This is a genomic window from Streptomyces sp. NPDC005492 (assembly GCF_040605995.1).
Classification (GTDB): Bacteria; Actinomycetota; Actinomycetes; order Streptomycetales; family Streptomycetaceae; genus Streptomyces.
On sequence record NZ_JBEXDX010000048.1, the window covers coordinates 51,587 to 62,460 of the forward strand.

General features: G+C 71.2%; 7 protein-coding genes and 1 pseudogene. 4 read left to right on the forward strand and 4 right to left on the reverse strand.

All coding sequences use genetic code 11. The annotated features are described in order from the left end of the window. Positions 1 to 5: 5 nt before the first annotated feature. The 4 genes from ABZT04_RS38655 to ABZT04_RS38670 all read right to left on the reverse strand — a co-directional run bounded on the left by ABZT04_RS38655 (position 6) and on the right by ABZT04_RS38670 (position 6,573). Positions 6 to 842 carry a phospholipid scramblase-related protein gene (locus ABZT04_RS38655; protein WP_356063376.1) on the reverse strand — a complete coding sequence of 279 codons (837 nt, stop codon included), beginning with the start codon at positions 840 to 842 and terminating at the stop codon, positions 6 to 8. Positions 843 to 894: 52 nt separating this feature from the next. After that, positions 895 to 2,949 carry a phosphocholine-specific phospholipase C gene (locus tag ABZT04_RS38660; protein WP_356063379.1) on the reverse strand — a complete coding sequence of 685 codons (2,055 nt, stop codon included), beginning with the start codon at positions 2,947 to 2,949 and terminating at the stop codon, positions 895 to 897. A gap of 502 nt (positions 2,950 to 3,451) precedes the next feature. Next, positions 3,452 to 4,507 (reverse strand): NAD(+)/NADH kinase, encoded by a 1,056-nt coding sequence (locus ABZT04_RS38665; protein WP_356063382.1) that lies wholly within the window; start codon positions 4,505 to 4,507, stop codon positions 3,452 to 3,454. A 170-nt stretch (positions 4,508 to 4,677) separates the two neighbouring features. Continuing rightward, positions 4,678 to 6,573, reverse strand: coding sequence for an amidohydrolase (locus ABZT04_RS38670; RefSeq protein WP_356063393.1), 1,896 nt, complete (start codon positions 6,571 to 6,573; stop codon positions 4,678 to 4,680). 140 nt (positions 6,574 to 6,713) lie between these two features. On the opposite strand from ABZT04_RS38670, the gene ABZT04_RS38675 reads away from it, so the two are divergent. From ABZT04_RS38675 to ABZT04_RS38690, 4 genes and pseudogenes are all read left to right on the forward strand, one after another. Next, positions 6,714 to 7,652 (forward strand): LysR family transcriptional regulator, encoded by a 939-nt coding sequence (locus tag ABZT04_RS38675; protein WP_356063384.1) that lies wholly within the window; start codon positions 6,714 to 6,716, stop codon positions 7,650 to 7,652. A 149-nt stretch (positions 7,653 to 7,801) separates the two neighbouring features. Further along, positions 7,802 to 8,545, forward strand: coding sequence for a YoaK family protein (locus ABZT04_RS38680; RefSeq protein ID WP_356063387.1), 744 nt, complete (start codon positions 7,802 to 7,804; stop codon positions 8,543 to 8,545). Beyond that, positions 8,542 to 9,300 (forward strand): aquaporin, encoded by a 759-nt coding sequence (locus ABZT04_RS38685; protein WP_356063390.1) that lies wholly within the window; start codon positions 8,542 to 8,544, stop codon positions 9,298 to 9,300. Before ABZT04_RS38680 ends, ABZT04_RS38685 begins: the two co-directional genes overlap by 4 nt. 404 nt (positions 9,301 to 9,704) lie before the next feature. Continuing rightward, positions 9,705 to 10,874: pseudogene (locus tag ABZT04_RS38690) on the forward strand (ABC transporter permease); the annotation flags it as partial.

Sequence of the window (10,874 nt, forward strand, 5' to 3'; positions counted from 1 at the left end):
CGGGGTCAGCCGAGACCGCGTGAGTCCTGCTTGAGCGCGGTGTCGACGGTCAGCGCCGTCGCGACCACCAGGCTCAGCAGCGGCTCGGGCAGCTGGTAGTGGATCTGCAGGACGTAGTTGTCCGCGGTGGTGAACATCGTCTTGGCGAGGCCTTCCCAGGTCTTGGTGATCCGGGCGACCTCGTTGTCCGTGTGGTCGACGATCGCGAAGTTCCACGCCCGCCAGTTCTCCGCCTTGATCGCACCGACCTGCTGGCCGTTCACGACCATCGCGAAGTTGATCTTCCCGATCATGTTCTGCTGGACGATCTCACCCACCGGCGAGCCGTCCGGACGGGACACGATCACCTTGGACTTCATGATCTTCGCCGGCCGGGTCAACACCAACTGAGGCTGCCCGTGGGCGTCGCGGATCTCCAGCTTGTGGGTCATGAACTGGTCGATGCTGGAGACGAAGCGCAGCGCCTTCTTCAGCGTGCTCTGACCGATCTCGGTGACCGTGCCGATCAGATTGCCGTTCTGATCCATGACCTTGTACTCGTTGGTCAGCTCGATCAGTTTGGCCTTCTGGTTCACCACGAGGACCGGCTCGCTGAACAGGCCGCCGCCGCCGGGGCCGCCCGCGGCGACCCCGGCCTGCTGCTGCACCTGCTGCTGGACGCGCGGGTCCGGACCGGCCGCCTGCTGCGGTACGGCCTGCGGCGGCGCCTGCTGCGCGGCCTGCCCCTGCTGGTCCGCGTTGGTGTGGTCGGTCCACTTCGCGCCGTCCCAGTAGCGGAGGGTCTGGGGCGCTCCGTGCGGATCCGGGTACCAGCCTGCAGGTGTGTTCGAATGCGTGGTCACCGGGGCACACTACCGCGAGTGCCCCGGAAAACAACCGGCGTCACGAAAGCCCTTACGCGGTACCGAACGCCGGGTCGCTGACCCCCGGTCGGCCGTTCTCGACATGTCCGGCGAATCGTCGCAGGAAGCCCGCGTCGGCGTCGGAGGTGACCGTCAGGTCGTACCACCGCTTGCTCGCGCCGAGGTCGAAGGTGTGCCGTACGGTGGCGCCGGCCCGTACCTTGAACGTCCGGTCACGGCCGCCGTAGCCGCTGGTGACCTTCAACTGCACCGTGCCGGAGCCCTTGTTGGTGAAGGTCAGCTCGACGTCGTCGCCGCAGTCGCGGGCGGTGACCTCGGGGCCGGCCTTCTTGCCGGGGCCCTTGAAGACACGCAGGAAGCCGTTGGGGCCGTGCACGGTCAGGTCGTGGGAGCCGTTCGAGTACGCCGAGTTCCAGGCGTCCGAGACCTTCTTGCCGGCCTCGGTGGTGTAACTCCAGGGCCCGTCCGTGCGGTTGCCGGAGGTGACCAGGAAGTTCGCGCCGGCCTTCGCGCCGGAGGCGAAGGCGAGCGTGAACGTTCCGGCCGCCGCATCCGCCGAACCGTCCACCGCGGGCGCGTACTTGAGGGGCCGGGCCGGCCGCTGTCCGCGCTCCTGCTCGGGGAGCACCGGGTTGGCGGGCGGCGTCGGCACATAGTCGGGGTGACGGTTCTTGTCCGGCGGCTGGTAGCCGTCGGTGGCGGGCAGCGGAACCCGCTTGGTGTCCTTGTGCGAGAAGTCGAAGGCGGTGGTCAGGTCGCCGCAGATCGCGCGCCGCCAGGGCGAGATGTTGGGCTCGTGCACACCGAAGCGGCGCTCCATGAACCGGATCACCGAGGTGTGGTCGAAGGTCTCCGAGCAGACGTAACCGCCCTTGCTCCAGGGCGAGACGACGATCATCGGCACGCGCTGGCCCAATCCGTAGGGGCCGGCCGGGTGGCTGGCGTCGCCCTTGAAGAGGTCGGGGCCGACGTCGACGGTCGACTTGCCCTGCGCGGCCGAGCCCGGCGCGAACGGCGGCACCAGGTGGTCGAAGAAGCCGTCGTTCTCGTCGTAGGTGATGAACAGGGCCGTCTTGGCCCACACCTCGGGGTCGGAGGTCAGCGCGTCCAGGACCTGGGCGACGTACCAGGCGCCGTAGTTCGCGGGCCAGTTGGGGTGCTCGGTGAAGGCCTCGGGGGCGACGACCCAGGAGATCTTCGGCAGCTTGCCGCCCTTGACGTCGGCCTTCAGCTGGTCGAAGAAACCCTCGCCCTTGGTGGCGTCGGTGCCGGTGCGGGCCTTGTCGTAGAGCGGGTCGCCGGGCTGGGCGTTCTGGTACTGCTTGAAGTAGAGGAGCGAGTTGTCGCCGTAGTTGCCGCGGTAGGCGTCCTGGATCCAGCCCCAACTGCCTGCCGCGTCGAGGCCGTCGCCGACGTCCTGGTAGATCTTCCAGGAGACCCCTGCCTTTTCGAGGCGCTCGGGGTACGTCGTCCAGCTGTAGCCGGCTTCGTCGTTGCCGAGGACGGGGCCGCCGCCCTGGCCGTCGTTGCCGGTGTAACCCGTCCACATGTAGTAGCGGTTGGGGTCGGTGGAGCCGATGAACGAGCAGTGGTACGCGTCGCAGATGGTGAAGGAGTCGGCGAGCGCGTAGTGGAAGGGGATGTCCTCTCGCGTCAGGTACGCCATCGTCGTGGAGCCCTTGGACGGCACCCACTTGTCGTACTTGCCGCCGTCGAACGCGGCGTGTCCGTCGTTCCAGCCGTGCGGGAGGTCCTGGATGAACTGCAGGCCCAGGTCGTCGGCCTCGGGGTGGAAGGGGAGGATGTCCTTGGTGCCGTCCGACTGGTACCAGACCGGTTTGCCGTCCTGGCGGGTCACGACCGGACGGGGGTCGCCGAAGCCCCGGACGCCTCTGAGCGAGCCGAAGTAGTGGTCGAAGGAGCGGTTCTCCTGCATCAGGACGACGATGTGCTCGACGTCCTCGATGCTCCCTGACCGGTGGTTCGCGGGGAGCGCGGCGGCCCGCTCGATGCTGTTGGACAGCGCCGTGAACGCCGTGGTGGCACCCGCGAGTTGCAGAAATCGACGCCGATTGACTTCGGACATGGGTGAGGCACCTCTCATCCTGACGCGCGGCCGGCCGGAACATGGCGAAATGCGCGCGGTGCGAGTGTTCCAAGAGCAACGAACGTCAGGGAAGGGTCTGGTGGCGCCCGTGTGAATGTCGTCCGTACGCGCGGGGGCGCACGGGCGGCGCCGGACAGTCACGGCGCCGGTCGGACCGCCCGGGTCCAGGGCAGGGCCACGGTGCCGGTGCCGAACCGGCCCCGGATTTGGTCCTGTTGGGGCCCGGCGCCCGCAGTGGTCCGGTCTCCGTGCGGCGTTCGGGGACCGGGAGGGGCCGTACCGGCCGGCCGGTGTCGAGTCGAGGAACCTGCGTCGGCGGCCGTCGGGCCTCGTCGGCGATGTGGCCCCTGGCACCGCGCACTGCGCCCGGTACCGATCGGGGCCGGCTGGAATCCATGCGAGACGGCATCGTCGACGGCCTTCGGGGCCGCGCGGGGACCACCGGCGTGCCTCCACCACCCGTACCGGCCGCCGCGGGCCGCTACTCGGCCGCCGGCGGCAGGCGCATCCCCGCGAGGTCCGGCGGGACCGGGGTGTCCGGGCGGAAGAACGGTTCGGAGGCGTCCTGGGCGGTTGCGGGGGCGTCGGTGAGGCGGAAGCGGTCGCGCAGCCGGCCGTAGAAGTCGGTGGGGCGCAGCCGGACGAGGCGGACGCGCTGCGGGGCGCGGAAGACGCCGATCCAGTCACCGGGGTCGAGGACACCGCGCAGTTGGCCGTCGACGCTGACGGCGGCCTGGCCGGAGTGGGGCAGGACGCGCAGGCCGACCGGTTCGTCGGGGGCGGCGATCACGCTGCGGTTGAACGTCATGTGCGGGGCGATGGGGGTGAAGACGACGGCGTCCATGTGGGGTGAGAGGACGGGTCCGCCGGCGGCGAAGCTGTAGGCCGTGGAACCGGTCGGGGTCGCGACGGCCAGCGCGTCGGCCGAGTAGGTCGCGAGCAGTCGTCCGGCGAGGTAGACCCCGACGCCGACCTGCCGGTCGCGGGCCAGCTTCTCCAGGACGACGTCGTTGAGGGCGGTGACGTCCAACGCACAGCCCCAGCCGCCCCCTTCGGTGGTCTCGGGCCGAACCCGCGGCGGCGGCAGGGCGGGACCGCGGCCGTAGCGCAGCATGGCCTCCATCTCGGCGGGGATGTCCAGCGGACGGGAGGCGCGCATGGTCAGCGTCATCCGCTCCTCGACGACGGCCCGCCCCTCGTGCACGGCATCGAGGGCGTCGCCGATGTCGTGGGCCGGGACCTCGGTGAGGAAGCCGACCTTGCCGAGGTCGACGCCGAGGACGTCGGCTCCGCTCTTGACGGCGATGCGGGCTCCGCGCAGGAAGGTGCCGTCTCCGCCGAGGGTGACGACGAGATCGGGGTTGCCCGCCGCCTCGGCCTCCTCGCGTCCGGTGCGGCGGTGGTGGTCCTTGGCCCACACGTCGATCTCCGTGCAGCGGACGCCGTGCGCCTCGCTCCAGTCGTGCACGGCGCGCGCCGCCTCCAGGGCCGTCGCGCGTCCCTGGTGGACGACGAGGCCGATACGGCGTACGGGCATGGAGCCTCCAGGAAATGCGGCCGGGGGCGGGGCGTTCGTCCGGCGAGACCGTCGGTGACCCACCGAAGGTACTGCCACTCGGTCATGACTTCAGGAGACTGGCCGCCCCGTGCCGGAGGCGTCGAAGGCGTGGGTGACCGAGAGGTACGAGAGGTGGACCGTACGGCTGATCAGAAGCAGCCGTCCAGCGGGTCGAGCGCGTGGACGGCCTGGTGCGGTATGTGCGGTACGGGAGTGAGGTCTCCGCGCCGCTCGCGCCAGGCGCGCTGCTCCTCGGAGTCGGCGGCGGCCTCGGTGAAGGCGCGGGCCTGTCGTACGCCCGTCGCCGCCCGCGCCTGGTAGCCGCCGAAGCGGGCGACCGGGCTCCAGGCCGGGCTTATCTCCGGCAGCGGGGCGGCGATGTTCTCGTAGTCGCCGACCGCGTGCACGATCTTGCCGCCCGCCACGGTGAGCAGGGCCTCGATACGGTCGATGTCCTCGTCGGCGACGGAGAAGTAGTCGGCGGACAGCACGGCCAGGTCGCCGTACTTGCCCTCGGTGATGGTGCCCTTGACGTCGGCCTCGCCGGTCAGGTGCGCGCCCGCGACGGTGTACATCTCCAGGGCGGTGGCGCGGTCGACGCGGTTCTCGGCCGGGTAGAGGAGCGTGTCGCCGACGGTACGGCCGGTCACCAGCCAGGACAGCGACAACCAGGGGTTGTAGCTGGAGACGCGGGTGGCGTCGGTGCCGGCCGCGACCAGCAGACCAGTGTCCCGCATGGCGCGGATCGGGGGCGCGGTCGCGGCGCGCTCGGCGCCGTAGCGGTCGATGAAGGCCCGGCCCTGGAACATCATGCGGTTCTGGACGGAGACGGCTCCGCCGAGGGCCTTGATCCGGTCCAGGCTCGACTGGCTCACGGTCTCGGCGTGGTCGAACAACCACCGTGTCCCGGACGGGAATCCGCCGTCCGCGGCGATCTTCTCGAAGACGTCCAGGTCCTGACGGATCGTCTCGTCGTAGGTGGCGTGCAGCCGGAAGCCCCAGCCGTTGCCGAGCAGCAACCGGGCCGCCGCCTCCAGGTCCTGGCTCGCGCGGGCGGTGAGTTCGGGGCGGGGCTCGGCGAAGTTCTCGAAGTCGGCCGGAGACCAGGCCAGGTTCTCGCCGGCGCCGTTGCAGCGCAGCCACTCGTCGCCGTCACCGGGACGGACCATGCCGATCCAGCGGCGCAGGTCGTCGAGTTCCTGCCCGGCGGTCTGCGGGAAGAGGTGGTAGGCGATCCGGACCGTCAACTCCCCGCGCTCGGCCAGCTCGGTGACGGCCGCGTAGTTGTCGGGGAAGTTCTGGAAACCGCCTGCGGCGTCGATGGCGCTGGTGATGCCGAAGCGGTTCAGCTCGCGCAAGTAGTGGCGGGTGGAGCCGAGTTGGTCCTCGGGGGCGAGGATCGGACCCTTGGCGAGGGTGGAGTAGAGCAGCCCGGCGGCGGGCGCGGCGAGCAGAACACCGGTGGGGTTGCCCGCGAAGTCGCGGACGATCTCGCCGCCGGGCGGGTTCGGGGTGTCACGCGTGAAGCCGACGGCCTCCAGCGCGGCCCGGTTGAGGATCGCCGACTGGTAGAGGTGCAGCACGAAGACCGGGGTGTCGGGCGCGGCGGCGTTCAGCTCGGACACGGTCGGCAGCCGCTTCTCCGCGAACTGCTCCCCGGTCCAGCCCCCAACCACCCGTACCCACTGCCCGGTTGGCGTCCGCTCGGCCTGCTCCCGCAGCATGCGCAGCGCGGTACGCAGCGACCGTACGCCGTCCCAGCGCAGTTCCAGCAGATAGTTCAACCCGCCCCGGATGACGTGCAGATGGGAGTCGTTGAGCCCGGGAATCACCCGCCTGCCGAGCGCGTCCACGACACGGGTGGCGGGGCCGATGTGCGGAGCGACGGTCGAGTCGTCTCCTACGGCGCTGAAGACACCGTCGGTGACGGCCACGGCGGACGCGGCCGGACGGGCCGGATCGCCGGTGTGGATACGGGCGTTGCGGACGACGAGCTGGGCGGGGTGCTCGACCCCGTCGTGCGGGCGTATGCCACCCACGGGCATGGTGCTGCTGGACACGTCGGCTCCTGAGGTCGGTCGGCTGGTGGCGGTTCGACGCTAGGTCTGGGACGCTGGATCGGTCCAACACATGGTTCTTGTCGAATCGATAAGTCGAATGGATTGGTGAGAGGACGGGAGCGGGCGTGGATCTGCGCCATCTGAAGTACTTCCTCGCCGTCGCGGAAACCCGCAACTTCACGCAGGCGGCGGCCAGTTGTTATGTCGCCCAGTCCGCGTTGAGCCAGCAGATCGCCCGTCTGGAGAAGGACGTGGGCGCCCGGCTGTTCAGCCGCACCAGCCGTTCCGTCCGGCTGACGTCCGCCGGGGAACTCCTCGAACCGCTGGCCCGCCGCATCCTCGCCGACGTCGACAACGCGCAGGCGGCCCTCGACGCCCTGTCCGGGCTGCGGCGCGGGCGGCTGCGCCTCGGCCTCGTCCAGACGCGCGCCTCCTCGGTCGACCTGGTCGAGGTGATGGCGGATTACCACGCCCGCTATCCCGGCATCGACTTCCATGTGACCAACGCGCCCAGCGTGGAGATGGCCGCGTCGGTCCTGGCCGGGGACCTCGACATCGCGATCGTGGGCCTCGGGCCGCGTCAAGTCCCGGAAGGGCTCGACCACTTGGTGCTGTCCGTCGACCCGCTGGTCCTGATCGTGCCCGCCGATCACGCCCTGGCCGGCGCGGACGCTGACACGGTCGACCTCGCCGATCTGCCGGAGAGCCACCAGCTCATCCAGTTCACCCGGGGCAGCGGACTGCGCCGCCAGGTGGAGGCGGCCTTCGCCCGCGCCGGGGTGGAGCCCGGCCAGCACTTCCAGGTCGGCCAGATCCACGACATGATCCGGCTGGCCGCGCGGGGCATCGGCGTGACGGTCGTACCGCGCTCGTCCGTGTTCGACGACTCGGCGGCCGGCGCGGATCCTTCGGGCACGCTGCCGTACGGGGCCCGCGCGCTGCGGGTCGCGGACGAGGCGGCGGTGCACACCATCTGTGCGGTCCACGACAGCAAGCGGCTGGCGCCGGCCGGGGCCGCGTTCCTGGAGGTGGTGGAACGGCACGCGATCAGGGGCAGGCCGTAGCGCGACCGACCGGCTGATCGATCGGCTGATTGGTCGGCTGATCGATCGGTGTAGGAGATTGCTGCACCCGTATCCATATGTTGGACGGAACGCTCCCGTGGCGCGAGGCTCGTGAGGAAGCCAGATCTCCAGCGAATGGGAGCAATGCCATGCCTGCCGCACTGCGCGACGCGTGGGCCACGGTCGTCCCCGACATGGAGGACCGACACGGCCCGCTGCCCCCGTTGATGCTCGCGCTGACGGTGGTGACCGGGCTCGTGGACGCGTTCAGCTATCTCGTACTGGGCCATGTCTTCGTCGCCAACATGACCGGCAACGTCGTCTTCTCCGGCTTCGCGATCGCGGGTGCGGCGGGTTTCTCGCTGGCCGCGTCCCTCGCCGCACTCGCCGCGTTCGCCGCGGGCGCGCTGATCGGCGGGCGGCTCGCGCACGGGGCCGGGGCCCACCGGGGCCGGGTGCTGCATCTGGCGCTGTTGTTGGAGACGACCTTGGTCCTGGCGGCCTATGTCGTGGCCCAGGTCACCCACACCACCGCCGCGCACCTCGGTACGGCGGTCCAGTACACCTTGATCGCGCTCCTCGGCCTCGGGATGGGCGTGCAGAACGCCACCGCCCGAGCCCTGGCCGTACCCGACCTGACCACGACCGTGCTGACGCTCACCATCACCGGAGTGGCCGCGGACAGCCGGCTCGCGGGTGGCAAGGGCAGCAAGGTCGGCCGTCGGCTGCTCTCGGCCGGCGCCATGTTCGCCGGGGGTCTGGCCGGTGCCCTCGCGGTCCAGCACGGCGGCCCGGCCCTGCCCCTGCTGTTCGCCGCGCTGCTCCTGGTGGCGGCCTCCGTCACCGCGTTCGCCCTGACGCGCTCCGACGCCTCCTGGACGAAGCCGTTGTGACCGGCGAACGCGCGCGTACCCTGCACTCCGCCCTGCTCGAACTCGCCCTGACCGCACTGATGTTGTTCGTCGTGGCCACCACGGTCCGCTGGCTGATGGGCACCCTCGACCCGGGGTCCGGCGGCTGGTGGTGGAACACCCCCGAGGGCAGACTCCTCGCCGTGGCCCCGCTGTCCGGGTACACGGTCACCGCCGTCATGCTCTCGCCCTGGGGCAGGAGGACCGGCGGACACGTCAACCCGGCGATCACCCTGGCCATGTGGCGCTACGGCCGCACACCGGGCCGCGATGTCCTGCCGTTCGTCGCGGGACAACTGCTCGGTTCGGTGCTCGGCATCGCGGCCGGACGCCTCGTCTGGGGACCGGTGTTCGCCTCTCCGGCCGTGGACTTCGCCGTCATCCGGCCCGCCCCCGGCTGGAGTTGGGCCGCCGTCGTCGCGGTCGAGGCCACCACGATGTTCGTCATCGTCGCGGTCGCCGGCATCGCCATCTCCAGCCGCAGACTCGGCCCATTCACCCCGTGGGCGGTCGGCACGATGATCGCCACACAGATCATCGCCTTCGGCACCCTCACCGGCGGAATCGCCAACCCGGCCCGCGAGTTCGGTCCCGCCCTCTTCTCCGGCGACCTCTCCCTCCTGCCCGGCTATCTCCTCGCTCCGCCGTTGGGCGCGCTCGCCGCCACCGTCGTCATCGGACGGATCGGCGCCCGCCGTCGCATCAGCGGGCGGGCACCGGAACCGGCTCCCCACTAGCAGGAGAGGGGTGGCCGAACAGCCGTATCGGGCACGGGAGTTCGTGACGCCGGTCAGAATCCCCGCGTAAGGACTCCGCGCTTCTCCACGGAGTCCAACTCCCGCTACCGGCAACCGATCACCACTCCTGGGCGTCGTCCGGCCGCACACCTGACCCCGCTCCGACGCTTCCAGCAAAGGGAGTTGGGGAAGTTCGGCGGATCTTGCGTCTCCCGGGGGCGCCTGATAGGACTGTGACGCGCCGACGCCGTCACATGTTCGATTCTGCGGGGGTTCATGTGGTCGCCACGGCCTTCAGGCCCTCCCCTCGGCGCCGCCCGGTCGACCCGCGTCCGCCGCGGAGGAGGCTTCCCCCCGTTGCCCGGCGGGCCGGTCGGCACGGGCTGGTACTGGCCGCCGTATCGGTGACCGTGCTCCTGTGTGCGACGGCGCTGGCCACGCTCGCGGCGCTGGCGGGGAGTTCGGTGCAGGCCGGGGCCGTGCGGCGGCTGGCCGCCGATCTCGGCGCGCAGGTGACCGTCAACGCGTCCTTCCGGGCCGGAGGAATGGCCGCCGCCGACCGGGATGTGCGGGCCGCCGCCGACCGGGTGTTCGCCGGGGTGCCGCAGCGGACGTATGTGGGGCTGCTGGGCACATCGGCCGTCTCCGTGACGGGGATCGACGGTGACACGGGCCGGCCGCGTGGTCCCGGGGGCAGCGGGCTGCACCCGGTCGCGGTCCAAAGCGCGGGCAGGTTCGGGGAGTTGACCGCCGGACGCTGGCCCGCCGGCACGGCCGACGCCCCGGCCGACGCGTTCACCTCGCTGCCCGACGTCCGGGTCTCCACCGGATCCACCGCACCGGTCGACACGGCGGTGCCCCAGGCACTGGCCAGGCTCCTGGGCGTGCGGCCCGGCTCCACCCTCCAGGTGCGGGACGCCTTCGAGCGCGCCATGACCCTGCGGATCACCGGTGTCTTCCGGGCGACCGGTGCCGTCGGGTTCTGGCCCGCGATGGCCGGCGACCTGGCCCCGGGGGAGACCGCCGACCAGGAACTGCTGGTGGTCTCGGCGTCCGCGCTCAACGGCAGCGCCGTACTGAACGGGACGCTGACCGCCCACTGGGCCGTACGCCCCGACCTCTCCCGGCTCGACGCGGGCGGTCTCGCCGGGCTGCACGACCGGCTGCGTGCCTTCTCCGGAAGCGAGAGCCGGGTGTCGGTGTTCCAGGGACGGCAGCCGTCGCTGGACGACCTGAAGGTGGGCTCCGGACTGCCGGACGCGATCGACGAGTTGACGGTGCCGACGGTGGTGGCCCGGTCCTCGCTGTATCTGCCGAGCGTGATGCTGGCCGTCCTCGCCCTCGCCACCCTGGTACTGGCCGCCCGTGAACTGACGGTGCGAAGGCGCGACGAGCTGGCCCTTCAACGGGCCCGGGGCGCCGGCACTCTGCGGTTGCTGCGCGGCGCGGCGGCCGAGTGGGCGCTTACCGGCATCCCGGCCGCCGCCAGCATCAACGGCTGGGGCATCGACGTGGAGGTCCTCCAGCACTTCCGCCGCGCGGACTGGGAGGTCGCCGAGGTGCCGGTGCGCTGG

Excerpts from the sequence above, each read along its gene's own strand:
- ABZT04_RS38660 (WP_356063379.1), bottom strand. The coding sequence starts at position 2,949 with ATGTCCGAAGTCAATCGGCGTCGATTTCTGCAACTCGCGGGTGCCACC.
- ABZT04_RS38665 (WP_356063382.1), bottom strand. The coding sequence starts at position 4,507 with ATGCCCGTACGCCGTATCGGCCTCGTCGTCCACCAGGGACGCGCGACG.
- ABZT04_RS38670 (WP_356063393.1), bottom strand. The coding sequence starts at position 6,573 with ATGCCCGTGGGTGGCATACGCCCGCACGACGGGGTCGAGCACCCCGCC.
- ABZT04_RS38680 (WP_356063387.1), top strand. The coding sequence starts at position 7,802 with ATGCCTGCCGCACTGCGCGACGCGTGGGCCACGGTCGTCCCCGACATG.